This is a genomic window from Sphingomonas montana, from assembly GCF_001956315.1.
Taxonomy (GTDB): Bacteria; Pseudomonadota; Alphaproteobacteria; order Sphingomonadales; family Sphingomonadaceae; genus Sphingomonas_R; species Sphingomonas_R montana.
Window position 1 is genome coordinate 1 of the sequence record NZ_KV887136.1, and the last position, 26,275, is coordinate 26,275.

The following is a 26,275-nucleotide window of genomic DNA, read 5'->3' on the forward strand; positions in this document are numbered from 1 at the left end:
CGGTCTCGGCGCGGGTGGCGGCCCGATCATAACGGGCGGCGCGGGCGGTGGCGGTGCGGGCGTCGGCCTGGGCCTGGACCAGCGCGCGGCGCTCCTCCGCCATGGTCTGCGCGGCGAGGGGGGTGGCGAGCGTCAGCAGCAGGGCCGCGATGCTGGCCACGGGGCGGATGCGTGGGTTCGGGGGGAGCGGTTGCGTCAAGGCCCCGGTCTGCGCCGGAGTATGGTTCGTGCGTAGGCGAGGGACCGTCCCATCATCAGCCTTCGCGGTGATAGGGGTGGTTGGCAAGGATCGACATGGCGCGGAACAGCTGTTCCGCCAGCATCGCGCGGGCGAGCAGATGCGGCCAGGTGGCACGGCCGAACGCGATCAATTGGTCCGCTTCGGCCCGCTGTGCATCGTCGAAGCCATCTGCCGCACCGATCAGGAAACGGCATTCGCGTGTGCCCGCGTCACGCCATCTGCCCAGCAGCTGGGCGAAGGCGAGCGAGCCGGTTTGCTCGCCCTTTTCATCCAGCATGACGAGCTTTGTGGCCGGCGCGCGAGGCGGCATGCGGCCGCCGCTATCGGGCAGTTCGGTAACCCGCGTCGGCCCGTTGATGCGGCCGAGATAGCGTTCGACCAGATCGGCCTCCGGCCCGCGCCCGATGCGGCCGCGCGCCACGATATGGAGAAGCAGCCGTCAGTCCTCGAACGGTTCGTGGACGGGGCCGGGCACCGTCGGCGCGTCGCCGAACGCCCACATCCGTTCCAGATTGTAAAAGGAGCGTACCTCCGGCCGGAACAGGTGGACGATGATGTCGCCTGCATCGAGCAGCACCCAGTCCGCGGTCGGCAGGCCTTCGGTACGGACCGGACGGCCGGTTTCGGCCTTGATGCGTTCGGCCAGCTTGGCGGCCATCGACGCGACCTGGCGCGTGGAGCGGCCCGAGGTCACGACCATATAGTCGGCGATCGTGGATTTTCCGCTGAGCGGGATCGAGACGGTCTCGATCGCCTGATCGTCCTCCAGCGAGGCGAGAATGATCCGGTGAAGCGCGTCGATCGATTCGTCCGGGGTGCGGACGGGAGCGGCGCTCTTCGGGGCGGGGGATGCGGGCAAGAAACCTCCTAGGCGTGGTGACGGGGGACGACCAGCGCGCGATGCGTCACGGCATCGCGGGCCTGGCGTCCGGCATGGGCGATATGCCAAAGCGGCGCGGCCGTGCGGACGGCGGTTGCGGAGCGGGGGTCAGGGCGAAAGCGCAACAGCACGAGCGCCGGGAAACTCCAGTCCGTCCACCGATCCGCATGGCCTGCGCGTCGGACGAAACGCCGCAGCCAGCCCATCGCCTGACCGGCCCGGGCAGGCGCGTCATACCCCGGACGGGCGATCACGGCAATGGGCAGGGTGCGGGCGAGCCCACGCCAGTTCCGCCACCGTGCGAACTGCGCGAGATTGTCCGCCCCCATCAACCAGATGAAGCGGTGATCCGGGTAACGCCGGACCAGCGCGCGCAGCGTATCGACGGTGTAGCGCGTGCCGAGATCGCGTTCGATGACGGTCGGGCGAATGCGGCTGCGCCGGGCCTGCGCCTGCGCCGACCGCAGCCGGGCGCCGAGCGGGGCCATGCCGGCCGCGGGTTTCAGCGGGTTGCCCGGCGAAACCAGCCACCAGACCTCGTCCAGCCCCAGTGCCGCCATGGCGAACAGGCTGATCGCGCGGTGCCCGCCATGTGCGGGGTTGAACGAGCCGCCGAGCAGGCCGATGCGTTTCACCGTGCCTGCCAGTTCTCGCGGTCATGGCAGACGCGAACAAACAATATGCCCTCAGACGTTGGACGGCAGATCAGGATGTAGGGAACGTCGTCGACGGCCCACTTTCGCGTGCCGCGCCCGTCAGAGCGCCTGTTCTTGGCAACCGGCCACGGGTCGTCGACGGCCCACTTTAGCGTGCCGCGCCCGTCGAGGGCCGCGCCAGCGTGGCTGGTAGCTGCCAGCAATCGCGCTGCCGACAGGACCACCTGCTCCACGCCCACCACGAAATCAGGCGCGATATTACCGTAATGATCTTCGACAAACGCAAGGTCGCGGAGCGCTAGTGGCGACCAGCATACAGACCTCATTCGGGTGCTGGACGCTGCTGGCGACGGTTAGCGAACCAGGCTTCGACCTCGTCCTGACTCAGCGTGCCTTCATTCTCTGCCGAATCGATCCCAGCCTGGATGAAGGCGGCCATCCTCGTTTCGTCGATGTCCGTGCCGATGTGCATCATCTTCCCCATGGCCGAGAACTATACCCCGACCGCGGCTGCTTCAAGCGCGGACCTGGCCGGAGCCGCGGCCGATCCATTTGTAGGTGGTGAGCCCTTCGAGCGCGACCGGGCCGCGGGCGTGGAGGCGGCCGGTGGCGATGCCGATTTCCGCCCCCAGGCCGAATTCGCCGCCGTCGGCGAACTGGGTAGAGGCGTTGTGCAGGACGATCGCGCTGTCGACGGTGGCGAGGAAGCGTTCGGCGACCGCTTCGTCGTCGGTCAGGATCGCGTCGGTGTGGCCCGAACCATGGGCGGCGATGTGGGCGATGGCGGCGTCCGGCCCGTCGACGATCGCGACCGCGGCAATCGCGTCGAGATATTCGGTGTCCCAGTCGTCCCCGGTGGCCGGCGCGATGCGCGCGTCGATCGCCTGCGCGCGACCGTCGCCGCGCAGCGTGCAGCCGGCGTCGATCAGGGCGGCGACCAGTGTTTCCGCGGCGGGAAAGCCGCTGTCGATCAGCAGCGTTTCCATCGCGCCGCAGACGCCGGTACGGCGCAGCTTGGCATTGACGACAATCGCTTCCGCCATTGCGGGTTCGGCAGCGGAATGGACGTAGATATGGTTATTGCCGTCGAGATGGGCGAGCACGGGAACGCGCGCATCGGCCTGCACGCGTGCGACGAGCGCCTTGCCGCCGCGCGGGATGAGCACGTCGATCAGCCCGGCCGCGGCCAGCATCGCGCCGACGGCGGCACGATCGGTGGTGTCGACCAGCTGGACCGCGTCGGCGGGGAGGTCCGCGGCGAGCAGCCCGGCGGCGAGCGCGGCGTGCAACGCAGCGTTGCTGGCGGTCGCCTCCGACCCGCCACGCAGGATGACGGCGTTGCCGGACATGAGGCAGAGCGCACCGGCATCGACCGTGACGTTGGGGCGGCTTTCGTAGACGATGCCGATCACCCCCAGCGGCACGCGGACCCGCGACAGGGCGATGCCGTTGGCGGGCGTGCGGGTGTCGATGCACTGCCCGACCGGATCGGGGAGCAGCGCCACGGTATCGAGCGCGTCCGCGATGGCGGCGAGGCGGGCGTCGTCCAGCCGGAGCCGATCGAGCAACGCAGGCGCGAGCCCGCCGCTGGTGGCGCGCGCCATATCGGTCGCGTTGGCGGCGAGAATGGCCACGGCTCGGGTGCGCAGTTCGTCCGCCGCGGCGCGGAGGGCCGCACCCTTTTGCGCGGTCGGGGCGGCGGCCATGATCCGCGCCGCGGCCCGCGCGCGGGCGCCCATGTCGGCAATCAGGGCGGTGGCATCGGTGTCCGTCATAGTCATGGGTGCGCGCTAGCAGGGCTGTGGCGGGTTGCGAAGGCGTCTCGACGGACCGTGCCGGATCGGGGGTGGCGCGGCAGTAAAAGAAGTGGTCGATACCTCGGGTGACGACCGGCGCGCTGGTGGTGGCGACACTGAACGCATCGCGAGGGGGCGCAGACCGTGCAGTGGATGCGGCGTGCGCAACCTGCAACCGGCGCTTTGCTTACATGAAAAAGCCCGGCGGTTTGATCCGCCGGGCTTTTTCATGTTCGGGACCGGAAGCTCAGGCCCCCTGCGGAGCCGCGCCACCAAAGCCGCCGGGGCGCTTGCTCTTCGGTATCGACGAGCCGCCCATACCGATCGGAAGGGCGCGGCGCTTGGACGGGTCGTCGCGTTCGATGACTTCGCCGGCCAGTACGCGCTTGATCTCGTCGCCGCTCAGCGTCTCATATTCGAGTAGCGCCGTGGCGAGACCGTGAAGCTGGTCGACATGGTCGGACAGCAACTGTTTGGCACGTTCATAGGCGCCTTCGACGATCGCCCGGATCTCGGTATCGATAAGCTTGGCTGTCTCGTTCGACATGCGGATCGGCTGGCTGGACGAGTAACCCAGGAATGTCTCACCCTGCGGTTCGGCATATTGCAGCGGCCCGAGCTTGTCTGACATGCCCCAGCGGGTAACCATGTCGCGAGCGAGGCCCGAGGCATATTCAATGTCGGACGAGGCACCGGACGATACCTTGTCGTAGCCGAAGATCACTTCCTCCGCGACGCGACCGCCCATGGCGACGGACAGATTCGCGTACATCTTGTCACGGTGATAGCTGTAGCTGTCGCGTTCCGGGAGGCGCATGACCATGCCAAGCGCACGACCGCGCGGGATGATCGTCGCCTTGTGGATCGGATCGGACGCCGCCTCGTGCAGCGCGACGACCGCGTGGCCCGCCTCGTGATAGGCGGTCATGCGCTTCTCTTCCTCGGTCATGACCATCGAGCGCCGCTCAGCACCCATCATGACCTTGTCCTTTGCGGCCTCGAACTCGCTCATCGCGACGAGCCGCTTGCCGATGCGGGCGGCGAACAGCGCGGCTTCGTTGACGAGATTGGCCAAGTCGGCACCCGAGAAGCCGGGCGTACCGCGCGCGATGGTGCGCGGATCCACGTCGGGAGCAAGCGGGACCTTCTTCATGTGGACCGCAAGGATCTTCTCGCGGCCGTCAATATCGGGGCGGGGCACGACGACCTGGCGATCGAAGCGGCCAGGACGCAGAAGCGCGGGATCCAGCACATCGGGGCGGTTGGTGGCCGCGATGATGATGATGCCTTCGTTGGCCTCGAACCCGTCCATCTCGACCAGCAACTGGTTAAGCGTCTGTTCGCGTTCGTCGTTGCCGTTGCCAAGACCGGCACCACGATGCCGACCGACCGCGTCGATCTCGTCGATGAAGACGATACAGGGCGCGTTCTTCTTGGCCTGTTCGAACATGTCGCGGACACGGCTGGCGCCTACGCCAACGAACATCTCGACAAAGTCCGAGCCGGAGATGGTGAAGAACGGGACCCCTGCCTCGCCCGCGATGGCGCGGGCAAGCAAGGTCTTGCCGGTGCCGGGCGAGCCGACGAGAAGCGCACCCTTCGGGATCTTGCCGCCCAGGCGGGCGAACTTGGTCGGATCCTTGAGGAAATCGACGATCTCTTCGAGCTCCTCGCGCGCCTCGTCGATGCCGGCAACGTCACTGAACGTGACCTTGCCCTGCTTCTCGGACAGCAGCTTTGCCTTGGACTTGCCGAAGCCCATCGCACCGGAGCCGGCGTTCTTCTGCATCTGGCGCATCACGAAGAAGGCGATGCCGAGAATGAGGAGGAACGGGAGCGACTGATAGATCAGCAGCATCCAGATGCTGGCCTGCTCCTCCGGCTTGGCACGGAAGACGACATTCTTGTTCTGAAGTCGTTCGACGAGCGTCGGATCGGTTGGCGCATAGGTACGGAACGCTGTGCCGTTGGTCGTCTGGCCGGTGATCTGCTCACCCGCGATCTCGACCGACCTTACGGTACCTTCATCGACGCGGCCGAGAAATTCCGAATAGGCGATATTCTCGCCGGCCGGCCCCCGCGATACGCCGTCGAACACCGATACGAACAGCACCAGCGCAAGCAATATACCTGCCCAGATGCCGATGCTCTTCATCCAGGGATTGCCCTGTGGCCGCGGTTCCTTGTCGTCGTTCATGCCCACTCCGATCCTGTCCGATCAAGATAGGCACAGCAGCGTTAATGGCAATGGAACAGCGGCGATCAAACCGTGTTGCGCGTCGGGCGGCGGGGGGGGGCGGGACGAAATGTCCAGCCGTTGGGCGTGGCGTGCGCAACGGTGACGCCCAGCATGGCGGTTTGGCCGGCATCGAGGCGGGCGATGAAGCGATCGAGCGCGTCACCGCGGGGCGGAGGGCCGGGTTCCAGACAACGCAGGACGAGTCGGCGGCGGAGTTCGTGTGGCAGGTCGGTCGGGTCGAGCCGGCGGTGGTCGGGCGCGAGGCGGCGGATGCGGACGGCGGCTTCGCGGTCGGCGGCCCAGGCGAGGGCGGTTTCGGCTGCGGTCAGGTGGACAGCGGTCGCGGCGAGGCGTGCGGGGTCCAGCCACGGGGTTACCGCGAGGAGCGCGCGGGCGTGGGTTCGGTCGTGGCGGGGGTCCTGGTTGGACGGATCCGCAACGGGGGTCAGGCCGGCTTCGCCGACGATGGCGATCAGGTCCGCCCTGGACGTGTCGAGGAGCGGGCGGACGAGCGTGACGGTGGAGCCGGGGAGGAGTGGGCGGGTGGCGCGAACGCCGGTGAGGCCGGTAAGGCCGGCGCCGCGGGCGAGCCGGAGGAGGAGCGTTTCGGCCTGATCGTCGCGGTGATGCGCGGTGAGAAGGTAGGGGATGGCGTTGGCATGGCAGTAGGCGTCGAGGAGGCGGTAGCGGTGGGCGCGAGCGGCGGCCTGCAGGCCTTGGCGTGAGTCCGAGTGCCAGGAGTCTTTCAGGGTGACGTGGGGGATGCCGTAGGCGGCGCAGATTTTCGCGACGTCGGCGGCTTCTTGCGCCGAGTCCGGGCGGAGGGCGTGGTCGACTGTTGCGGCTTGGATGTGGCCGGGGCGCGCGCGTTGGGCGAGGAGGAGGAGGGCGAGGCTGTCGGGGCCGCCCGAGACTGCGATCGTGAGCGGGGCGGTTAAGCCGGGAATCAGGGCGTTGAGGGCTTGGGTGAAGTGGTCAGGGGTGTTTGGCATCGGCGCGGACCCTTCGACCTTGTTCGCTTCACCTGGAAACGCCCCTATCCTCTACCCTCTCCCGGAAGGGGAGAGGGGGCTGGTTGTGCCTGTCAAAGACGCTGCGCTTAGTTTGCCGACGCCTTGCATTTGGCGTCGGTGCGGGCCTTTGCGACACGGTCCTTGAGGGCCTGGTTGATGGTGTCGCCATATTCGCGGGTGAGCGCGTCATAGGCTTCGCAGGCCTTGGGCAAATTGGGCTTGTCGAGCTTCGTCAGCGCCTGGCCAAGGAAATAGAGGCTGTCGGGCGCGCGTTCGCCGCGCGGGTTCTTGGTGTAGTTGGCGTGGAAGGCGACCGCGGCGGCGGCGGGCTTGCCATTGTCCAGATAGGTGCGGCCGAGCAGGTTCTGCGCGTAGCTGGCGCGGCGCGACTGCGGATATTTCGCGACATAGGCCTTCAACACCGGTTCGGCAGCGGCATAGTCCTTCTGTTCCCACAGACGGTAACCGGCCAGATAGGCCTCTTCGTCGGCGGCCGTGCCGGCGGCGGCCGATGCGGGCCGCGGTTCGGGGCGGGGCGGGCTGGCGTCGGGCGCATCGGCCTCGACCGCATTGGTGGTGGCGGGGCGGATGGCGCGCGACGGAGCCTCGGTCGCGGCGGGCACGCCGCGTTCGAGCGTTTCGAGCCGGGTGCCGGTGTCGGTCTTCAACCGGGCAAGCTGGTCCTCGACCTGTTTCAGGCGGAAACCATTTTGTTCGACCTGGCCCGTCATGCGCGCCAGCTCCTGTTCCAGCGACGCGACGCGCGCCGTCAGGTCCGTGATCGGGGCGGAGGCGTTGCCCGGCTGGGCCTGGGCGACGGGGCCGGTGATCTCGGGTTCGAAATAGCCCGGCTGGCCGCCAGCCCCGCCGGGAAAGACCTTGCGCTGGACCGCGCGCATTTCCTTTTCCAGCCGATCGACGCGGGCGGTGACCGGGGCGTTCGTCTGCGCCACGGCGGGCGCGGCGACGGTCGCCAGCAGGAACAGGATCAGCTTCGGACGCATAGGATGAGCTCCCCCGAGCGTGGTTGCACCGGTATCAACTGTCAGCCTTACCGGCCGGTAGCTGTCCGCAGGCTTAAGCGCCAGGGCCGCCGGACGGTGCGGCACCGCCTTGCGGCACCAGCGGCGTGATGACCTGCGGCACGAGTTCGCCTGGAGCGGCACCGGGTGCGGCATTGGTGACACCGGGGCGGCCGAGCAGGGCCGCGGCCTTCAACGACTGATCGACCAGCAGGCGATCGGGTTCGCCGACCGTTGGGACTGCGGTATTGCCGACGGTGATCGACAGCGCCTGGGGCCGGCTGGTCCGCAGGCGCGGATCGATGGCGGCCGTGGGGACCTGGAACGTCTGTCCGGCCGCCATTTCGCGTTCGAACAGCTTGGGGCCGTTCTTTTCGTAGATGCTGAGCCAGACGGGCGCGGTGGCGGTGAGCGTGACGGGGCCATCGGCCTGGACGGGGGCAGGCGCCGGCGCGGACTGGGCGACCCCGGTCACCGTACCGACCGGCGCGTCGGACGCAGTGGCGGCGATCGTGGTGTCGTCGCTGCGCCCCGAACGCATGAAGCCGTAACCGGCCGCGATCGCGACGGCGAGCAGTAGGGCGAGAAGTGCCAGCCATTTCGGCGGTACGCGGGCCGGATCGGCGGGTTCATAGGGTTCCGGTGTGATCCGGTGCGTGGCCGGCGCGGCGTTGAGATGGGCGCGATAGGCGGCGGCCGCCATCTCCGGATCGATCGCGACCAGCCGGGCATAGCTGCGCACGAAACCGAGCGTGTAGGGGATTGCCGGCAGTCCATCGGTTCCGTCGGCCTCGATCGTTTCGAGGTGGCGGAGCGGGATGCGCGTCGACGCGGCAATATCGTCGAGCGAAAGCCCGCTGGCCACGCGCGCGGCGGCCAGTTGTTCGCCGATGCGCCCCACCGGAGCGTCTGCCTTACCCGTGACGCTGTCTTCCATGCCGCCTCCAGAAAGCCCGTTACATAACCCACATGCCCCGGCGCCTTGTCGTCGCAGGGGCGGTACGAAGTCAAATCGTCGCGGCTCGATTCACCCGATGGCGACTTCGTTCCGTAGCGCCCAGTCGCGGATCGCGGCGCGCAGGTCGGCCGGCGGATGGGCCAGCCACTCGGCCATGCGCACCCGCAATGCGGCGGCGTCGAGCGTGCGGATCATGGCCTTGACCGGTCCGACCGCCGCCGGGGTGATCGACAGCCGTTCGATGCCCAACCCGATCAGCGCCATCGCCTCCAGCGTCCTGCCACCCATTTCGCCGCAGACTGCGATCGGCACGGCGGCCGCGCCGCATTCGCGCGCGACACGCGCCAGGAACCGCAGGATCGCCGGGCTGAGCCAGTCATAGCGTTCCGCCAGTTTCGGATTGGCGCGGTCGGCCGCGAACAGGAACTGGGTCAGGTCGTTGGTGCCGACCGACAGAAAATCGACCTGCGGCAACAGCAGGTCGAGCACCTCCGCCAGCGCCGGCACCTCCAGCATCGTACCGTAGCGGATGGTGGTGGGCAGCGGGCGGCCACGCGCCTGGACCCAGGCACGCTGCCCTTCGAACAGCGTGTGGGCGGCGGTGAATTCCCACGGTTCCGAGATCATCGGGAACATGACGTTGAGCGTGCGACCGGCGGCCGCCTCGATCAGGGCGCGGGCCTGCACCTTCATCAGGGCGCTGCGTTCCAGCGCCAGCCGGATCGCGCGCCAGCCCATGGCGGGGTTTTCCTCGTTTTCCGAGGCATGGGTCATGTAGGGCAGCGCCTTGTCCCCGCCGATATCGACCGTGCGAAAGATGACGGGCCGGTCGCCTGCGCGGTCGAGCACCTCCTTGTACAGCCGTTGCTGGCGGTCGCGCTGCGGCAGGGTCGCGGAGACGAGGAACTGGAATTCGGTGCGGAACAGGCCGATGCCGTCCGCCCCCGTCACGTCGAGCGCGGCGACATCGTCGGCCAGCCCGGCATTGACCATCAGCGCAATCCGCCGGCCGTCGGTGGTGACGGCGGGCAGGTCGCGCATCGCGGCGAATTCGGCGCGGCGCTTCTGCGTGATGAGCAGGCGACCCTCGAACGCCTCCTCCATCGCCGCGGTCGGGCGAACGATGACCTCGTCCTCCTCGGCATCGAGCAGCAGTTCGTCGCCTTCGGAAATGGTGGTGCGGATATCGGCGACGCGACCCAGCACGGGGACGCCCATGGCGCGCGCCACGATGATGACGTGCGCGGTAAGCGACCCTTCGTCCAGCACGACGCCCTTCAACCGGCGGCGGTCATATTCCAGCAGTTCGGCAGGGCCGAGGTTGCGCGCGATCAGGATCGAGTCGCGGCGAAGACCCACCTGCGCCGCGGTGCCGAGCTGGCCCGAGACGATGCGCAGCAGGCGGTTGGAAAGATCCTCCAGATCGTGCATCCGGTCCGCCAGCAACGGATCGCTGATCGACCGCATGCGCGTGCGGGTGCGCTGCTGCACGCGCTCGATCGCCGCCTCCGCGGTCAGCCCGCTGTCGATCGCCTCGTTGATCCGGCGGCTCCAGCCCTCGTCGTAGGCGAACATGCGGTAGGTATCGAGGACGTCCTGATGTTCGCCCGCCACGCCGAATTCGGCCTGGCTCATCATGCGGTCGATCTGTTCGCGCATCTGGCGGAACGCGGAATAGACGCGGTGGCGCTCGGCCTCGGTATCCTCCGCGATGCTGTGTTCGATGATGACGCGCGGCTGGTGGAACACGGCATGACCGCGGCCCATGCCGGACACGAGTTTCAGCCCGGTCAGGCGGACGGGGCCGACATCGCGCGCGCCGCGCCCGGCGGCGGCGGCGTCGTCGATCAGACCGGCACCGGCGATGAGTTCGGCCAGCACCATGGCGACGGTCTGCAACGCCTCGATCTCGACATCGTCGTAGCGGCGCGACGCCTCATGCTGGACGCAGAGCACGCCGACGGCACGTTCGCGCCGCACGATCGGGACGCCGGCGAAGCTGTGATACAGATCCTCGCCCGTTTCCGGCTTGTAGGCGAAGTCCGGATGACTGGTCGCCTCGTCCAGGTTGAGCGTTTCGACCTGGTCCGCGATCGTGCCGACGAGGCCTTCGCCCAGCGCCAGCCTGGTAACGTGGACCGCATCCTGGTTCAGCCCGCGGGTGGCGTAGAGTTCGAGCGCCCCGTCGCGCAGCAGGTAGATCGAGCAGACCTCGCTGGTCAGCGCTTCGCCGATGATGTTGACGACTTGGTTCAACTTTGCCTGCGCGTTGGTGCGCGCCGCCATGACGTCGTGCAGGCGCGTCAGGATTTCGCGGGCGGCAGAGGTGGCGGCGGTGGCTGTCATGGCGACCGTGCTATCAGAGAATAGGGCTGGGGCTAGCTTCGTTTTGTTCGGGCGGGGGTGATCTAAAGCCTAATCCGGCATCGTCATCCCGACAGAGGCAGTGGAAACCCCGTCCGGGCTGGCGAGCAGCCCCTGAACGCTGGCATGGCCGCGGCTTTTGCCGGGATCATGCCATATCGGCGTTCATATGCGCCGAGATCAGTTTCCCGTCGGGTTGTCGGCGGTCTGGCCGGCCTGGCCGCTGGCGCCGCCGACGCTGCCGATGTTGCCGAACAATTCGCTGAAGAAGCTGGTGTTGCGGCCGAGCGTCGGGGTCTTGTCGCCGCTGGGCGAGATCGAGGCGATCTGGTCCGTGCCGGTGCGGGTGGCGGACACGACGTTGCCGGCCGCATCGAACCGGACCGCGAGCAGCATCTGATCGGTGGGCTTCGGCTTGCCGAAGGCCAGCTGGCTGGTGTTGCGCGACAGATAGTACCAGATATTCTGGTCGAACTGGCCCACGAAGCTGGGCCGGCCGAGCGTCCGTTCGACCGACAGGCGATTGTCGACGCCCGGCTGGACCGTCGCGATCAGCGCGTTGTCGGGAACATAGCCCTTGTGGTCGCGGATCCGCGCGCAGCCGGCGGTCAGCATCAACGACGCGACCGCCACGGTGGCGACGGCCCGGAACCGGGGGGTGGATGCCGTCATAGTCGATACTCCCGGGGGTCAAGCGTCTGCGCCGGGGACAAGGCTTGCGATTGCATCCTCGGCGCAGGGCCTCAATATGGCCGGGAGCCCCCGGCCGCAAGCGACCGATCCCTTATCCTCAAGGTGCCGACAGTGTCCTTCCTGAAGACTCTTTTCAAGTCCCGTCGATTCGGTGCGGATGCCGACGCGTTGTATGCCGCGATCGTCGCGGCGGCGCGCCGCCCGGCCTGGTACCGCGAAGGGCGCGTGCCCGACACGATGGACGGGCGGTTCGACATGGTGGCCGCCGTCACCGCGATCGCGCTGATCCGGCTGGAACGCGACCCGGCGGAGGGCAATGCGGCGGCGACCCGGCTGACCGAGGCGTTCGTGGACGACATGGACGGGCAGTTGCGCGAGGCAGGCGTCGGCGACGTCGTGGTGGGCAAGCATATCGGCAAGATGGTGTCCGCGTTGGGCGGCCGGTTGACCGCGTATCGCGCCGCGCTGGCGGAGGATGGCGGGGAAGAAGGCGGAGCGGGCCCCTTCGCGGACGCGCTGCGCCGCAACCTGTACCGCGGCGAGGACCCCGGGGCGGATGCGGTGGCGTTCGTGGCGAGCGGCCTGCGACGGGTCGAGGCAGGCATGGCGGGGCTGTCAGTCACCGCCCTGCTTGAAGGACATATCGCATGAGCACGCCGGAATTCTCGCGCACCGTTCGGATCGATTCGATCGGCGAGACGGGGAAGGTCGTGACGATCGCGGCGACCGCGCCGGAATGTATCGCGCTGGCCGTACGGTTCGAACTGATCGCGATCCGCCGGCTGGAGGCGTCCGTCGAATGTCGCCGCAAGGGCGCGGACGTGACGGTAACGGGAACCCTGTCGGGCACGGCGGTGCAGGCGTGCGTCGCGACGGCAGTGCCGATTCCGGTGCGGATCGAACAGGCGTTCGCGCTGACGTTCGTGCCGGCGCTGGCGGTCGAGGGGGACGAGATGGAGCTGGATGCGGGCGACCTGGACGTGGTCGCCTATGACGGGGCTGCGGTCGACCTGGGCGAGGCGGTGGCCGAGACGTTCGCGCTGGCGCTCGACCCGTTTCCGCGCAGCGCGGACGCCGAGGCGGTGCTGCGCGCGGCCGGCGTGAAGGCGGAGGGCGAGGTGGAAGCGGAGCCGGGCGCGTTCGCGGGGCTGGCGGCACTGCGGGGTAAGCTGGGGGGATAGGCTATCGGTGACCGCTCTACCGTCATCCTGACGAAGGTCAGGATCCATTATCGTTACGGTTCCGGTCGGGTGCTCGGGCGGAGTGATAATGGATCCTGACTTTTGTCAGGATGACGGGGTTGGGGAGCGAGACATTGTAGGATTTGCGGTTCGGGGTGCTAATCCTGTTCCCGGTGAAATGCCGGTAGCGTCAGGCCGCGGCCCCTCTCCCCAGCCCTCTCCCCGGAGGGGAGAGGGAGTTTGGTCGTCTTGCTTGTTGTTGCGACCTGTTTCAGGACTTTGCGCTGCTGGCCCGCCGGTGCAGCGGTCTTCCTGCACAGTTACTGGCGGATGGGACGGTCAGCCGCGGTTTTCCAGGGCGGAGGCGGCTTCCGCGACCAGGGTGCCGAGGATATCGGCGGCGGGTTCTTCCTTCTTCACCATGCCGACCGACTGGCCGGCCATGACCGAGCCGTTCTCGACATCGCCGTCAACGACCGCGCGGCGGAGCGCGCCGGCCCAGTAATGTTCGATCTGGAGCTGCGCCTCGAGCATTTCGAGGCGCTTCTCGTCCAGGTGGCCGGCGACTTCGCGCTGCTTGGCGGTGAACAATTCGGTCGAGGCGTTCTTGAGCGCGCGGACCGGGATGACGGGGAGGCGGGCGTCGAGCTGGACGCTGGCCACCGCGTCGCGCGCCGAGGCGCGGATGAACGCCTTTTTGAAGTTCGGGTGGGCGATCGATTCGGTGGCGCAGACGAAGCGCGTGCCGAGCTGGACCCCGGCGGCACCCATTTCGAGATAGCCGGCGATCGCCTCGCCCCGGCCGATTCCGCCGGCGACGAAGACCGGGATCTGCGGCGCGATGTCGGGCAGGATCTCCTGCGCCAGCACGCTGGTGGTGACGGGGCCGATATGGCCGCCGGCCTCGCTGCCCTCGATCACCAGCGCGTCGATGCCGGAGCGGACGAGCTTCTTCGCCAGCGCGAGCGCGGGGGCGAAGCAGACGAGCTTCGCGCCGGAGCCCTTGATCCGGTCGATCGCGCCCGCAGGCGGCAGGCCGCCGGCCAGCACGACATGGCCGACATTGTGGCGCGCGCAGACATCGATCAGGTCGTTGATCGCCGGGTGCATGGTAATGAGGTTCACGCCGAACGGCTTGTCCGTCATGGCCTTCGTCGCGGCGATTTCCGCGTCGAGCAGTTCGGGCGTCATCGCGCCGCACGCGATGACGCCGAAGCCCCCGGCGTTGGAGATGGCGGAGACGAGGTTGCGTTCGCTGACCCACGACATGGCGCCGGCCATGATGGCGTAGCGCGTGCCGAGAAAATCGGTGCCGCGGTGCATGAGGGCGTCGAGGCGGGTGTGGGATGATGTCATGCGGTGGTTCTGGGCTTCTTACATTGGGCTTTCAAGGGATGGGTGGGGGCTACCGTGCAGACGGGGGCGCTTGAAGCTTGGTTGGAACGGCGAGTCTGCGCTCGCCGACCCACCCCCTACCCAGTTCACCCATCGATCAGGTCAATCATGCCCCCGGCATGATTGAGAAACTGCCGGGGGCAGTTTCGACCTGATCGATGGGTGAACTCTTGAAAGGGAGGGGGGAAGAAGGGCCGGGCACCCCCTGTAAGGGGCTGCGTTACGCCGCGTCTTCGGCGTCCAGGCCATAGGCGGTGTGGAGGACGCGAACGGCGAGTTCGGTATAGTCTTCGTGGATCAGGACGCTGACCTTGATCTCCGACGTGGTGATCGCGAGGATGTTGATGCCGCGGTCGGCGAGCGATTTGAACATCATCGCGGCGACGCCGGCATGGCTGCGCATGCCGACGCCGACGACCGAGATCTTGGTGACCGCGGTATCGTGGACCAGCTTGGTGAAGCCGATTGTTTCGCGCTGGCGTTCCAGCACGTCGATCGCGCGGGTCAGTTCGGCCATCGGCACGGTGAAGGTGACGTCGGTGGAGCCCGTGTCGTGCGCGACGTTCTGGACGATCATGTCGACGTTGATGCTGGCGTCGGCCAATGGCGAGAAGATCGTCGCGACCGCGCCCGGGCGGTCGGGGACGGCGATCAGCGTCACCTTCGCCTCGTTCTTGTCGTGCGCGATGCCGGTGATGTGCTGGCGTTCCACGTCGTCAATCTCCTCTTCCCCGACGATCATCGTGCCGGGGGTTTCGTTGGGGCCGGGTTCGTCGAAGGAGGACAGGACCTGGACGCGGACCCCTTCCTTCATCGCCAGGCCGACCGAGCGGGTCTGCAGGACCTTCGCGCCGACCGAGGCGAGTTCGAGCATCTCCTCGTACGTCACCTTCTTCAGCTTGCGCGCGCGCGGCACGATGCGCGGGTCGGTGGTGTAGACGCCGTCGACGTCGGTGTAGATGTCGCAGCGGTCGGCCTTGATCGCGGCGGCCACCGCGACCGCCGACGTGTCGGATCCGCCGCGGCCAAGCGTTGAGATGCGGTTGTCCTCGGTCAGGCCCTGGAAACCGGGGATTACCGCGACCTCGCCGTCCTTGAGCCAGGCGGTCTCGATCTCGCCGATCCGGGCCGACGCATGCGCGTCCGACGTGTGGATCGGCAGTTGCCAGCCGAGCCACGAGCGGGCCGGCACGCCGATCGCCTGGAGCGCGATGGCGAGCAGGCCGGAGGTCACCTGTTCACCGGACGCGACCACGACGTCATATTCGCGCGGGTCGTAGAGCGGCGAGGCCTCCCGACAGAAATTGACGAGCCGGTCGGTTTCGCCGGACATGGCGGAGACCACGACGGCGACCTGGTGGCCGGCGTCGACCTCATGCTTGATACGGCGGGCCACGTTGCGGATGCGTTCGATCCCGGCCATCGACGTTCCACCGAACTTCATCACGATACGTGCCATGGCTGCGGCGCAAATCCTTCGCTAAACCCGTCAGGAACGCGGGGCCGGGACCTGATAGGGAACGCAAGATATGAACGCAACCACGACGCTGCCCGCAACGATCGATCCGAAGGGGGCCGCGCATTTCGGCGCGATGGCGGCGGAATGGTGGGATCCGAACGGATCGTCGAAGATGCTGCACCGGCTGAACCCCGTGCGGCTGGGCTATGTCCGCGCGGCGATCGACCGGCATTGGGGCACCGATCCGACCGCGCTGCGCCCGCTGTCGGGCAGGCGGGCGCTGGACGTGGGGTGCGGCGCGGGGCTGCTGACCGAACCGCTGGCGCGGATGGGGGCGGAGGCGACCGGCATCGACGGGGCGGCCGAGACGATCGCGGCGGCGCGGGGCCATGCGGCCGGGCAAGGGTTGACGATCGATTACCGTGCCGGGGGCATCGAAGGGGTGGGCGCGGACGAGCGGTTCGACCTGGTGTGTTCGATGGAGGTGATCGAGCATGTGACGGACCAGCCGGCGTTCGTGCGCGGGCTGGCGGGGGCGCTTGCCGATGGTGGCGTCCTGCTGATGTCGACGCCGAACCGGACCGCGCTGTCGAAGCTGGCGCTGATCACGGTCGGCGAGGATATCGGCCGGCTGATCCCGAAGGGGACGCATGACTGGGACCGGTTCCTGACGCCGGACGAACTGACCGCGATGCTGGCGGCCGCGGGGATGCGGGTGACCGATGTCACGGGCCTGTCATTGTCCGCGACCAAGGGCTTCACGCTGAGCGACGACGTGCGGATGAACTATCTGCTGACGGCTGTCCGGGGGTAGCGTCTGCTCCCCCTCCCTTTCGAGGGAGGGGTTGGGGGGTGGGTGCTACCCCTTCGCAGGCGGCCGATGTGACGGCGTAGCACCCACCCCCGGCTCCTCCCTTGAAGGGGAGGGAGGAAAAAGGCTTGGCATGACCCTTGAAATTACCCGCCGCACGCTGATCGGCGGGCTGGGGGCGGCGGCACTGGCCGCGCCGGCGATCCTGCATGGGCAGATGCTGTTCAACGCATATCCGTTCCGGCTGGGCGTGGCGTCGGGTGATCCGACACCGGACGGGTTCGTGCTCTGGACGCGGCTGGCGCCCGATCCGCTGGCGGACGGCGGCGGTGTGCCGATGGCACCGATCGGGGTCGACTGGGCCGTGGCGAGCGACCCGGGATTCAAGGCCGTCGTGCAGAAGGGGACGGCGATCGCGCGCCCCGAACTGGCGCATTCGGTGCACGTCGAGGTGACGGGGCTGCTGCCCGACCGGCCTTATTGGTATCGGTTCATGGTCGGGCGCGACCGGACGCTGCTGGGGCGGACGCGGACGCTGCCGTTACCGGGCGCGAATGTGCGCGCGCTGAAATTCGCGGTCGCCGGGTGCCAGAATTACGAGGATGGGCTGTTCACCGCGTTCCGCCACATGGCGGCGGAGGACGTCGATTTCGTGTTCCATTATGGCGACTACATCTACGAGGATCGGTGGCGGCCGAAGGACCCCGGCCATGACGGGCGGCCGCGCCCGACCGTGCGCCCGCACATCGGCGACAAGCCGTTCAGCACCGACGATTACCGGCGGCGCTATGCCCAGTACAAGCTGGACGGCGACCTGCAGGCCGCGCATGCGGCAGCACCTTGGTGGACGACGTTCGACGACCATGAGGTGGAGGACAACTGGGTCGGGCTGGAAGACAAATATGATACGCCGGCGGCCGTGTTCCGGCTGCGCCGCGCAGCCGCGTTCCAGGCCTGGTACGAACATAGCCCGGTGCGGGCGGGGATGATCCCGGGGCCGACGGGGATCGCGATGCACCGGCGGGCCCGCTACGGGACGCTGCTCGACGCGCATTTCCTGGATACGCGGCAATATCGCACCAACCAGCCGTGCGACGACGATTTCAAGCCGGATTGCCCCGCGGTGACCGATCCGAAGGCGCAGGTGCTGGGAACGGAACAGGAGGCCTGGCTGGCCAGGTCGCTCGGCGGGAAGCGTGCGCGCTGGAACTGCCTGGCGCAGCAGGTGATGATGATGCGGCTGGACCGACGGACGGGCGATACGGTCGTGCCGATCCGCAACATGGACAGCTGGGCCGGGTACATGACCCCGCGCGAGCGGCTGCTGGAACGCTGTCGCGGGCTGGGCAACGTCGTGGTGCTGACCGGTGACGAGCATCAGAACTTCGCAGGGGAACTGGCGACCGCGAAGGGCGAGACGGTGGCCGTGGAGTTCGTCGGCACGTCGATCAGCGCGGGCGGCGACGGCGGCGACGTGCGGCGCGATGCGGCCGAGGTGCGGTCGCATAACCCCCAGCTGAAGTTCAGCAACGACCAGCGCGGTTACCTGATCTGTTCGGTGACGCCGGACCGGTGGGAGACGCGGTTCAGAGTGATGGACCGGGTGACGGTGGCGGGAGAGGTTTCGACGCGCGCGGTGGCGACCGTCGAGCATGGGGTGGCGGGGGTGGTGATGGGGTAGCTTCCAAGCCCCTCCCCTTCAGGGGGGGGGGCTTAGTCAGGCCTAGAAATCCACCTTGTCGTAGTGCGGCGGGGGGGTGACGATTTCCATGCGTTCGCTCAGCAGCGGGCGGAAGCTGGGNAGCGGGCGGAAGCTGGGGCGGCTTTTGAGGGCGGCGTACCATTCCTTGGTGCGGTCGTGGCCGCGCCAGTCGATGCCGCCCAGATAGTCGGCGACCGACAGATGCGCGGCGGCCGCCAGGTCGGCAAGGCTCAAAACGGGGCCGCCGATCCAGCGGCGATGATCGAGCAGCCAGTCGACATAGTCGAGATGGCTGTTGGCGACCTTCATCGCCTCGCGCAGCACCTTGGCATCGGGCGCGGCGCGGTGGACGATGCGTTTCAGCATCCGTTCGTGCATCAGCGGGGCGACGACCTCGTGATAGACCTTCTCGTCGAACCAGGCGACGAGGCGGCGGATCTCGGCGCGGTTGGCGGCCGGGCCGTTGAGCATCGGCGCCTTGTCGATCGTCTCCTCGAGATATTCGCAGATCGCGGTCGAATCGATCAGCGTGAGGCCGGCGACGGCGTCGGTCATGACGGGCGTCTGGCCGGCGGGGTTCATGTCGAGAAACTCGTCGCGCCGCGCCCAGGGCGATTCGCGGATGAGTTCGTAGCCGATTCCCTTCTCGCCGAGGAGGAGCCGGACCTTGCGTGAGAAGGGGCAGAGCGGGAATTGATGGAGTTGCCACATGATAGGCCGGTCATAGCGGGGCACGCGGGGGGCGCCAGTCGGTTCTTTTGCAGGTTCTGTCGTGCGGCAGTTGGTCGGGTTTCGTGTGGAGCGACGTTTGGTCGAGCCACGCCCCCCACCCAACCGGGGGGGGGAGGGTTGGGGTAGGGGGCGTGGCTTGGGGTGTTTGGGTCGCGGGGATGAGTTGGTGTTTTGCGAAACGCAGGGTTCGGATTGTGCTGCAGTTGGCCGCTGCCACTCCCCCTCTCCCAACCCTCCCCCCGGTGGAGGGAGGGCTTTTCTGGTGCGCTTACTCGGCCGCTTGCACTTCCGGGGTGTCGTCGAGGGGATGGTCGAGGCGGGTCAGCATTTCCTTGGGGCAGACCTGCCAGAAATGGCCGGCGTAGCGGTCCCAGTCGTCGAGGATGGTGTTGGCCCAGCGGCTGTCGGTGGCGACCGCATGTTCGGCGATCATGGCTTTCAGGCGGGCCTCCCAATGCGCGGACGCCAGGCGTTGCCAGACGATGCTTTCGGGGTTGGCGCGGGCGGGGAAGGCGCCGTCCTCGTCCAGCACGAAGGCCATGCCGCCGGTCATGCCCGCGCCGAAGTTCGCGCCCGTGTCGCCAAGGATCACCGCGGTGCCGCCGGTCATGTATTCGCAGCCATTGGCGCCGCAGCCTTCGACGACGACGTTCGCACCGGAGTTGCGGACCGCGAAACGCTCGCCCGCCTGGCCCGCGGCGAACAGCTTGCCGCTGGTTGCGCCGTACAGGACGGTGTTGCCGAGGATGGTGTTGCTGCGCGTGTCGAGCGGCGAGGAGACCATCGGGCGGACCGAGATGACGCCGCCGGACAGACCCTTGCCGACATAGTCGTTGGCGTCGCCGAACACCTCCAGCTTGATCCCCTTGCAGAGGAACGCGCCGAGCGACTGCCCAGCGGAGCCACGCAGGCGGATCGTGACGTGGCCGTCGGCAAGTGCGGACATGCCGTATTTCGCAGTGATCTCCGCCGACAGCCGTGTGCCGACCGCGCGATGCGTGTTGCGGACGGTGTAGGTCAGCTGCATCTTTTCGCGGCGTTCGAACACGGCGCGTGCGTCGAGGATCATCTGCGCATCGAGGCTGTCGGGCACGTCGTTGCGGAAGGTGGCGATGGAAAAGCGGCGCTTGCTGTCGTCCGCGTCGACCTTGGCCAGGATCGGGTTCAGGTCGAGATCGTCGAGATGCTCGTGCCCACGGCTGACCTGGCGGAGCAGTTCGGTGCGGCCGATGATGTCGTCGAGCGAGCGGACGCCGAGCTTGGCGAGGATCTCGCGCACCTCCTCCGCCATGAAGGTCATCAGGTTGATGACTTTTTCCGGCGTGCCGACGAACTTGCCGCGCAGCGCATCGTCCTGCGTGCAGACGCCGACCGGGCAGGTGTTGCTGTGGCACTGGCGGACCATGATGCAGCCCATCGCGACGAGCGAGAGCGTCCCGATGCCGAATTCCTCCGCGCCCAGGATCGCGGCGATGACGATGTCACGCCCTGTCTTGAGGCCGCCGTCGGTGCGCAGCTTCACGCGGTGGCGCAGGCCGTTGAGCGTCAGGACCTGATTGGTTTCAGACAGCCCCATCTCCCAGGGCGTGCCGGCATATTTGATCGAGGTCTGGGGCGATGCCGCGGTGCCGCCGACATGGCCGGAGACGAGGATGACGTCGGCATGCGCCTTTGCTACGCCCGCCGCGACGGTGCCGATGCCGGCGGAGGAGACGAGCTTCACGCAGACGCGGGCGCGCGGGTTGATCTGCTTCAGGTCGTAGATGAGCTGCGCCAGATCCTCGATCGAATAGATGTCGTGATGCGGCGGCGGCGAGATGAGCGTGACGCCGGGCGTGGAGTGCCGCAGGCGGGCGATCATCTCGGTCACCTTGAAGCCGGGCAGCTGGCCGCCCTCGCCGGGCTTGGCGCCCTGCGCGACCTTGATCTCCAGTTCCTCCGCGGCGCCGAGATATTCGGCGGTGACGCCGAACCGGCCCGAGGCGACCTGCTTGATCGCGCTGTTCGCGTTGTCGCCGTTTTCGTAGGGCGTGTAGCGCTTGCGGTCCTCGCCGCCCTCGCCCGACACGGCCTTTGCACCGATCCGGTTCATGGCGATGGCGAGCGTTTCGTGGGCCTCCGGCGACAGCGCGCCGAGCGACATGCCGGGGGTGAGGAAGCGCTTGCGGATCTCGGTGATCGCCTCGACGCTGTCGATCGCGATCGGCTCCTTGGCCCAGTTGAACTCCATGAGATCGCGGAGATAGATCGGCGGCAGGTCCTTCACCCCGCGCGCGAATTGCAGGTAGGTCGAGTAGCTGTCGGTGCCGACCGCGGTCTGGAGCAGGTGCATCAGCTGCGCGGAATAGGCATGCGCTTCGCCGCCCGCGCGCTGGCGGTAGAAGCCGCCGACGGGAAGTGCCACGACCGTGTCGTCCCACGCCAGTTCGTGGCGCATGATGGCGCTCAGTTGCAGCGAGGCATAGCCTTCGCCGGAGATCTTGGCGGGCATGCCGGGGAACAGGTCGTTCACCAGCGCGCGGCTTAGGCCCACCGCCTCGAAATTATAGCCGCCGCGGTAGCTGCTGATGACCGCGATGCCCATCTTCGACATGATCTTGAGCAGGCCCTCGTCGATCGCCTTGCGGTGACGCGCGAGGCACTGGTCAAGCGAGAGGTCGCCGAACAGGCCGCGCGCCTGGCGGTCGGCGATCGCCGCCTCCGCCAGATAGGCGTTCACGGTGGTGGCGCCGACGCCGATCAGCACCGCAAAATAATGGGTGTCGAGGCATTCGGCCGACCGCACGTTGATCGACGCGTAGGAGCGCAGCCCGCGGCGGACGAGGTGGGTGTGGACCGCGGCGGCGGCGAGCACCATGGCGATCGCGACCCGATCCGGCCCGACGCCCTCGTCGGTCAGGAACAGTTCGGTATGGCCCTCGCGCACCGCCTGTTCGGCGTCGCGGCGGATGCGGGCGATCGCCTGGCGCAATGCATCGGGGCCGTCATCCTGCCCGAAGGTGCAGTCGATCGTCGCGGACGAGGCGCCGAAATGGGCCTTCAGCGTCGCCCATTCGCGCGAGGTGAGGACGGGGGAGGGCAGGACGAGGACGTTCGACTGCTGCGCGTCGGTATCGAGGATGTTGGCCAGATTGCCGAAGCGGGTCTGGAGGCTCATCACATGGCGTTCGCGCAACGGATCGATCGGCGGGTTCGTGACCTGGCTGAAATTCTGGCGGAAGAACTGGCTGACCAGCCGCGGCTTGTCGGAAATGACGGCCAGCGGCGTGTCGTCGCCCATCGAGCCGATCGCTTCCTTCGCTTCCTCGACCTGGACGCTCAGGATCAGCTCCATGTCCTCCATCGACTGCCCGGCCGCAACCTGGCGGCGGAGCAGATCGGGGCGGGCATATCGTGGGCTGTCGTCCTCGGCCGGCGGCGTAAGATCGGTCAGCGTGCGGAAATCCGCGACCCAGTCGGCATAGGGGTGTTCGCTGGCGATCCGAGCCTTGATGTCGGCATCCATGAACAACGTGCCGGTGTCGAGATCGACCGCGATCATCTGGCCCGGGCCCATGCGGCCCTTGGCGGCGATGGTCGCCTCCGGCACCAGCACCATGCCGGTTTCGGACCCGACGATCAGCAGGTGATCGGCGGTCAGCGTGGTGCGCAGCGGCCGCAGCGCGTTGCGATCGACGCCGGCCACGGCCCAGCGGCCGTCGGTCATGGCGAGGGCGGCGGGACCGTCCCATGGTTCCATGACCGAGCCGAAATAGCGGTACATCGCGGCGACCTGCGGATCGAGCGCGGGATCGTTCTGCCACGCCTCGGGGACGAGCATCAGCTTTGCGGTGGGCGCGTCGCGGCCGGAGCGGCAGATCGCCTCGAACACCGCGTCGAGCGCCGCGGTATCGGACGCGCCGGCCGGGATCAGCGGCTTGATCTCCTCCGAATGCTCGCCGAACGCGAGCGACGCCATCTTGATCTCGTGGCTCTTCATCCAGTTCTTGTTGCCGCGGATCGTGTTGATTTCACCGTTGTGGGCGAGCGTGCGGAACGGTTGCGCCAGCCACCACTGGGGGAAGGTGTTGGTCGAGTAGCGCTGGTGGAAGATGGCGACGCGACTGACGAACCGTTCGTCCTGCAGGTCGGGGTAGAAGATCGACAGTTCCTCCGCGAGGAACAGCCCCTTGTAGACGATCGACCGGCACGACAATGAACAGATGTAGAAGCCCTGGATCTGCGCCTCGATCACCTTGCGCTCGATCCGGCGGCGGACGAGGTACAGCTTCTTCTCGAACTCGGCGGCGTCCTCGGCATCGGGCAGCGGGCCGGCGATCATGATCTGTTCGATTTCGGGGCGGGTCAGCAGCGCCTTTTCGCCGATGCAGGACACGTCGACGGGCACCTGGCGCCAGCCATAGATGCTGTAGCCGAAATCGATGATCTCGGATTCGACGATGGTGCGGCAGGCCTCCTGCGCGGCAAGATCGGTGCGCGGGAGGAAGATCATGCCGACCGCGAGCCGGTTGGGGAGCGTTTCGTGGCCCGAATATTCGATCGCGTCGTCGAAGAAGCGGACGGGCAGGTCGACATGGATTCCCGCGCCGTCGCCGGTCTTGCCGTCCGCGTCGACCGCGCCGCGGTGCCAGACCGCCTTCAGCGCCTCGATCGCGGCAGCCACGACGCGGCGCGAGGCGCGGCCGTCGATGGCGGCGACGAGGCCGACGCCGCATGCGTCGGATTCGAGTTCGGGGCGGTACATGCCGACTTCGGCGATGCGGGCGCGTTCGGCGGGGGAGGCGGTGTCGGTCATGGTGGCATTCCCGTCGCGGGATGAGGGGGGCAGGGTGGGATCAACGATCATGACGACAGCCCTTCGGTACGGACGAAGATCTCGATCTGCGCGAGCGTGGTGTTCAGCGTGTCGTGCGCGCGCCAGGCGGCGTTGATCTGTTCCGCCTGTTTGTCGGGGCGGAGCGGATATTCGTGCGCCAAGGCGTTGCGCGTGCGGATCGCCTCGGACCATAGGTCTGCATCGGTGATGCCGAACTTGTCCGCCCGGTTGGCAATGTCGCGCGCGGTGAGGCGTTCGACACGGCCGAGTTCCATAATCTGAGCGATCGTCTTGAGCGTGCGGTTCAGCGTGTCGGCATATTGCTCGAACCGCTTGAGGAAGGACAGGACATGGTCTTCGCGCTCCGCCGGGAGTGCGGCGATCGCGTCGGCGGACATCGGCATGAGTGGCGCGACCTGATCGCAGGAGCGCCGGAACCCGGCGTCGAGACGGCGGCAGGTTTCGACATAGTCAGCGAGCAGCCGCCGTTCCTGATCCTGCGTCACAGGACGATCCCGTCGCGCAGCGCGATCGCGACGATCGGCGTCGGTTCGCAACCGCGGACGGCATGGACGATGTCCACCCGCTGCTCGTCAATATGCTCGAAGAGTTTCGCGAGGAACCTTCCGTCAGCGCGCGCGGCAGTGCTGTCGTCGTCGACCTCGACCAGCAGGTCGATGTCGCCGCCGCGGAGATGGTCGTGCACGCGACTGCCGAAGAGGCGGACGACCACATCCTTGCCAAACGCGTCGACGGCGGCCGTCTTGATGGCGTTGACCTCGTGCGGCTTGAGCCTCATGCCGGCACCAGTTCCTTCGCCAGCGCGGCCTTTGCCTTGGCGCGGAGGTAGGCGTGCATCTTGTCGGCAACGTCACGGCCGTCGCGGATCGCCCAGACGACGAGCGAGGCGCCGCGGACGATGTCGCCGGCCGCGAAGACGCCGTCGATCGAGGTCTGCATCGACTTGTGATCGATCCGGACGGTGCCCCAGCGCGTGACCGACAGTTCGTTCGAGCCGAACAGCGTCGGTAGATCCTCCGCGTCGAAGCCGAGCGCCTTGATCACCAGGTCGGCATCGAGCCGGAAGCCGCCGGCGGGGTCGGGTTCGGGCGCGCGGCGGCCGGAGGCGTCGGCGGCGCCGAGCCGCATGCGCGTGGCGGCGACGCCGGTCACCTGCGCGTCCCCGTGGAATGCCTCGGGCCCGGAGAGCCAGACAAATTCGACGCCTTCCTCCTCGGCATTCTTCACCTCGCGCTGCGACCCCGGCATGTTGGCGCGGTCGCGGCGGTAGAGGCATTTCACCGACTTTGCGCCCTGGCGGACGGCGGTGCGGACGCAATCCATCGCGGTGTCGCCGCCGCCGATCACGACGACGTCCTTGCCCGCCGCGTTGAGCGCGCCATCGTCATAGGCCGGGACCGCGTCGCCGAAGCCCTTGCGGTTCGAGGCAGTGAGATAGTCGAGCGATTCGACAATGCCGGACGCGCCAACGCCGGGTGCCTTGATGGCGCGGGGGCGGTAGACGCCGGTCGCGATCAGGACGGCGTCGTGGCGGCCGCGCAGGTCGGCAAGCGTCGCGTCGCGCCCCACCGCGAAGTCGTGGTGGAACACGATGCCGGCGTCGCGCAGCCGCTCGACACGGCGCATGACGACGTCCTTCTCCAGCTTGAAGCCGGGAATGCCGTAGGTCAGCAGCCCGCCAGCGCGGTCGTGGCGGTCGTAGACATGGACCTCGTACCCGCGCGCGCGCATCAGTTCGGCAGTGGTGAGCCCGGCGGGGCCGGCACCGACGACGCCGATCGACTGGCCGCGGTCCGGCCCGACGTGGACCGGTTCGACCCAGCCCTCCGCCCAGGCGGTGTCGGTGATGTATTTTTCGACCGAGCCGATCGTGACCGCGCCGTGGCCGGAAAATTCGATGACGCAATTGCCCTCGCACAGCCGGTCCTGCGGACAGATGCGGCCGCAAATCTCCGGCATGGTGGAGGTGGCATTGCTGAGTTCATATGCCTCGCGCAGCCGACCCTCGGCGGTCAGGCGCAGCCAGTCGGGGATGTGATTGTGGAGCGGGCAGTGCGTCGAGCAATAGGGAACGCCGCATTGCGAGCAGCGCGACGATTGCCGTTCGGCATCGTCGCGGGCGTAGCGATCGGCGATCTCGGCGAAATCCTCCGCGCGGACGGCCGCCGGGCGCTTTGCGGGATAATGCTGGTCGAGCCGAACGAAGCTCAACATCGGATTGTCTGCCATCGTGCGCTCCTCTTCCGGCGCACGAATGTCGCAGCCGGCGGGCTATGTCACGACCAAAATACACGAC

General features: G+C 67.8%; 22 protein-coding genes and 2 pseudogenes. 4 read left to right on the forward strand and 20 right to left on the reverse strand.

Features of this window, described 5'->3' with window-relative positions:
• The 12 genes from BKY59_RS17170 to BKY59_RS00360 all read right to left on the reverse strand — a co-directional run.
• Positions 1–199: hypothetical protein (locus BKY59_RS17170; RefSeq protein ID WP_206361991.1), on the reverse strand; the 199-nt coding region annotated here is incomplete at its 3' end.
• A 55-nt stretch (positions 200–254) separates the two neighbouring features.
• Positions 255–677, reverse strand: coding sequence for a 23S rRNA (pseudouridine(1915)-N(3))-methyltransferase RlmH (locus tag BKY59_RS00310; protein ID WP_076068115.1), 423 nt, complete (start codon positions 675–677; stop codon positions 255–257).
• A 3-nt stretch (positions 678–680) separates the two neighbouring features.
• A complete protein-coding gene (gene rsfS / locus BKY59_RS00315; protein WP_076068116.1) occupies positions 681–1,100 on the reverse strand; it encodes a ribosome silencing factor in 420 nt (139 codons plus the stop codon).
• Positions 1,101–1,108: 8 nt separating this feature from the next.
• A complete protein-coding gene (locus BKY59_RS00320; RefSeq protein ID WP_076068117.1) occupies positions 1,109–1,756 on the reverse strand; it encodes a nicotinate-nucleotide adenylyltransferase in 648 nt (215 codons plus the stop codon).
• Positions 1,757–2,099: 343 nt separating this feature from the next.
• Complete coding sequence (locus tag BKY59_RS17535; protein WP_165374770.1) at positions 2,100–2,261, reverse strand: hypothetical protein; 162 nt, start codon at positions 2,259–2,261, stop codon at positions 2,100–2,102.
• A gap of 31 nt (positions 2,262–2,292) precedes the next feature.
• A complete protein-coding gene (locus tag BKY59_RS00330) occupies positions 2,293–3,552 on the reverse strand; it encodes a glutamate-5-semialdehyde dehydrogenase (protein ID WP_076068119.1) in 1,260 nt (419 codons plus the stop codon).
• Positions 3,553–3,820: 268 nt separating this feature from the next.
• Positions 3,821–5,770, reverse strand: a complete 1,950-nt coding sequence (ftsH, locus tag BKY59_RS00335; RefSeq protein WP_076068120.1) for an ATP-dependent zinc metalloprotease FtsH — start codon at positions 5,768–5,770, stop codon at positions 3,821–3,823.
• A gap of 65 nt (positions 5,771–5,835) precedes the next feature.
• Positions 5,836–6,804 carry a tRNA lysidine(34) synthetase TilS gene (gene tilS / locus BKY59_RS00340; protein WP_076068121.1) on the reverse strand — a complete coding sequence of 323 codons (969 nt, stop codon included), beginning with the start codon at positions 6,802–6,804 and terminating at the stop codon, positions 5,836–5,838.
• Positions 6,805–6,911: 107 nt separating this feature from the next.
• Positions 6,912–7,829: a tetratricopeptide repeat protein gene (locus BKY59_RS00345; protein WP_076068122.1), complete on the reverse strand. Its 918-nt coding sequence runs from the start codon at positions 7,827–7,829 to the stop codon at positions 6,912–6,914.
• A 73-nt stretch (positions 7,830–7,902) separates the two neighbouring features.
• A complete protein-coding gene (locus tag BKY59_RS00350; RefSeq protein WP_076068123.1) occupies positions 7,903–8,784 on the reverse strand; it encodes a helix-turn-helix domain-containing protein in 882 nt (293 codons plus the stop codon).
• A 90-nt stretch (positions 8,785–8,874) separates the two neighbouring features.
• A complete protein-coding gene (ptsP, locus tag BKY59_RS00355; protein WP_076068124.1) occupies positions 8,875–11,151 on the reverse strand; it encodes a phosphoenolpyruvate--protein phosphotransferase in 2,277 nt (758 codons plus the stop codon).
• 198 nt (positions 11,152–11,349) lie between these two features.
• On the reverse strand, positions 11,350–11,841 hold the full coding sequence (locus BKY59_RS00360; protein ID WP_076068125.1) for an outer membrane protein assembly factor BamE: 492 nt from the start codon (positions 11,839–11,841) through the stop codon (positions 11,350–11,352).
• A gap of 132 nt (positions 11,842–11,973) precedes the next feature.
• Here BKY59_RS00360 and BKY59_RS00365 point away from each other — a divergent pair, with 132 nt between their 5' ends.
• Together BKY59_RS00365 and BKY59_RS00370 are read left to right on the forward strand one after the other, a co-directional pair.
• The gene (locus tag BKY59_RS00365) at positions 11,974–12,513 is read left to right on the forward strand and encodes a ubiquinol-cytochrome C chaperone family protein (RefSeq protein ID WP_076068126.1); all 540 of its coding nucleotides are present in this window, start codon (positions 11,974–11,976) and stop codon (positions 12,511–12,513) included.
• The gene (locus BKY59_RS00370) at positions 12,510–13,043 is read left to right on the forward strand and encodes a YceD family protein (RefSeq protein ID WP_076068127.1); all 534 of its coding nucleotides are present in this window, start codon (positions 12,510–12,512) and stop codon (positions 13,041–13,043) included. Before BKY59_RS00365 ends, BKY59_RS00370 begins: the two co-directional genes overlap by 4 nt.
• Positions 13,044–13,382: 339 nt before the next feature.
• Here the strand turns inward: BKY59_RS00370 and BKY59_RS00375 are convergent, their stop codons facing one another.
• Complete coding sequence (locus BKY59_RS00375; RefSeq protein WP_206361992.1) at positions 13,383–14,399, reverse strand: NAD(P)H-dependent flavin oxidoreductase; 1,017 nt, start codon at positions 14,397–14,399, stop codon at positions 13,383–13,385.
• Positions 14,400–14,658: 259 nt separating this feature from the next.
• Positions 14,659–15,897, reverse strand: coding sequence for an aspartate kinase (locus BKY59_RS00380; protein WP_076068129.1), 1,239 nt, complete (start codon positions 15,895–15,897; stop codon positions 14,659–14,661).
• Positions 15,898–15,967: 70 nt separating this feature from the next.
• Between BKY59_RS00380 and ubiG the strand changes: the two genes are divergently transcribed.
• Both ubiG and BKY59_RS00390 read left to right on the forward strand, forming a co-directional pair.
• On the forward strand, positions 15,968–16,711 hold the full coding sequence (gene ubiG, locus BKY59_RS00385; protein ID WP_076068130.1) for a bifunctional 2-polyprenyl-6-hydroxyphenol methylase/3-demethylubiquinol 3-O-methyltransferase UbiG: 744 nt from the start codon (positions 15,968–15,970) through the stop codon (positions 16,709–16,711).
• A 130-nt stretch (positions 16,712–16,841) separates the two neighbouring features.
• The gene (locus BKY59_RS00390) at positions 16,842–18,389 is read left to right on the forward strand and encodes an alkaline phosphatase D family protein (protein WP_076068131.1); all 1,548 of its coding nucleotides are present in this window, start codon (positions 16,842–16,844) and stop codon (positions 18,387–18,389) included.
• A 42-nt stretch (positions 18,390–18,431) separates the two neighbouring features.
• On the opposite strand, the pseudogene BKY59_RS17955 reads toward BKY59_RS00390, so the two are convergent.
• From BKY59_RS17955 to BKY59_RS00415, 6 genes and pseudogenes are all read right to left on the reverse strand, one after another.
• Positions 18,432–18,509: pseudogene (locus tag BKY59_RS17955) on the reverse strand (glutathione S-transferase family protein); the annotation flags it as partial.
• A 1-nt stretch (position 18,510) separates the two neighbouring features.
• Positions 18,511–19,121: pseudogene (locus tag BKY59_RS00395) on the reverse strand (glutathione S-transferase family protein); the annotation flags it as partial.
• A gap of 289 nt (positions 19,122–19,410) precedes the next feature.
• Positions 19,411–23,937, reverse strand: a complete 4,527-nt coding sequence (gltB, locus tag BKY59_RS00400) for a glutamate synthase large subunit (protein WP_076068133.1) — start codon at positions 23,935–23,937, stop codon at positions 19,411–19,413.
• A gap of 47 nt (positions 23,938–23,984) precedes the next feature.
• Positions 23,985–24,464 (reverse strand): hypothetical protein, encoded by a 480-nt coding sequence (locus BKY59_RS00405; protein WP_076068134.1) that lies wholly within the window; start codon positions 24,462–24,464, stop codon positions 23,985–23,987.
• Complete coding sequence (locus BKY59_RS00410) at positions 24,461–24,757, reverse strand: nucleotidyltransferase domain-containing protein (protein WP_076068135.1); 297 nt, start codon at positions 24,755–24,757, stop codon at positions 24,461–24,463. The genes BKY59_RS00405 and BKY59_RS00410 overlap by 4 nt, the downstream gene beginning before the upstream one ends.
• Entirely contained in the window at positions 24,754–26,208 is a 1,455-nt protein-coding gene (locus tag BKY59_RS00415; RefSeq protein ID WP_076068136.1) for an NAD(P)-dependent oxidoreductase, read from the reverse strand. Before BKY59_RS00415 ends, BKY59_RS00410 begins: the two co-directional genes overlap by 4 nt.
• Between the last annotated feature and the right edge of the window lie 67 nt (positions 26,209–26,275).

Bases quoted from the DNA above. Each gene is read 5' to 3' on its own strand.
- BKY59_RS17535 (WP_165374770.1), bottom strand. From the start codon at position 2,261: ATGGGGAAGATGATGCACATCGGCACGGACATCGACGAAACGAGGATG.
- BKY59_RS00330 (WP_076068119.1), bottom strand. From the start codon at position 3,552: ATGACGGACACCGATGCCACCGCCCTGATTGCCGACATGGGCGCCCGC.
- ftsH (WP_076068120.1), bottom strand. From the start codon at position 5,770: ATGAACGACGACAAGGAACCGCGGCCACAGGGCAATCCCTGGATGAAG.
- tilS (WP_076068121.1), bottom strand. From the start codon at position 6,804: ATGCCAAACACCCCTGACCACTTCACCCAAGCCCTCAACGCCCTGATT.
- BKY59_RS00345 (WP_076068122.1), bottom strand. From the start codon at position 7,829: ATGCGTCCGAAGCTGATCCTGTTCCTGCTGGCGACCGTCGCCGCGCCC.
- BKY59_RS00350 (WP_076068123.1), bottom strand. From the start codon at position 8,784: ATGGAAGACAGCGTCACGGGTAAGGCAGACGCTCCGGTGGGGCGCATC.
- ptsP (WP_076068124.1), bottom strand. From the start codon at position 11,151: ATGACAGCCACCGCCGCCACCTCTGCCGCCCGCGAAATCCTGACGCGC.
- BKY59_RS00360 (WP_076068125.1), bottom strand. From the start codon at position 11,841: ATGACGGCATCCACCCCCCGGTTCCGGGCCGTCGCCACCGTGGCGGTC.
- BKY59_RS00370 (WP_076068127.1), top strand. From the start codon at position 12,510: ATGAGCACGCCGGAATTCTCGCGCACCGTTCGGATCGATTCGATCGGC.
- BKY59_RS00375 (WP_206361992.1), bottom strand. From the start codon at position 14,399: ATGACATCATCCCACACCCGCCTCGACGCCCTCATGCACCGCGGCACC.
- BKY59_RS00380 (WP_076068129.1), bottom strand. From the start codon at position 15,897: ATGGCACGTATCGTGATGAAGTTCGGTGGAACGTCGATGGCCGGGATC.
- ubiG (WP_076068130.1), top strand. From the start codon at position 15,968: ATGAACGCAACCACGACGCTGCCCGCAACGATCGATCCGAAGGGGGCC.
- BKY59_RS00390 (WP_076068131.1), top strand. From the start codon at position 16,842: ATGACCCTTGAAATTACCCGCCGCACGCTGATCGGCGGGCTGGGGGCG.
- gltB (WP_076068133.1), bottom strand. From the start codon at position 23,937: ATGACCGACACCGCCTCCCCCGCCGAACGCGCCCGCATCGCCGAAGTC.
- BKY59_RS00410 (WP_076068135.1), bottom strand. From the start codon at position 24,757: ATGAGGCTCAAGCCGCACGAGGTCAACGCCATCAAGACGGCCGCCGTC.
- BKY59_RS00415 (WP_076068136.1), bottom strand. From the start codon at position 26,208: ATGGCAGACAATCCGATGTTGAGCTTCGTTCGGCTCGACCAGCATTAT.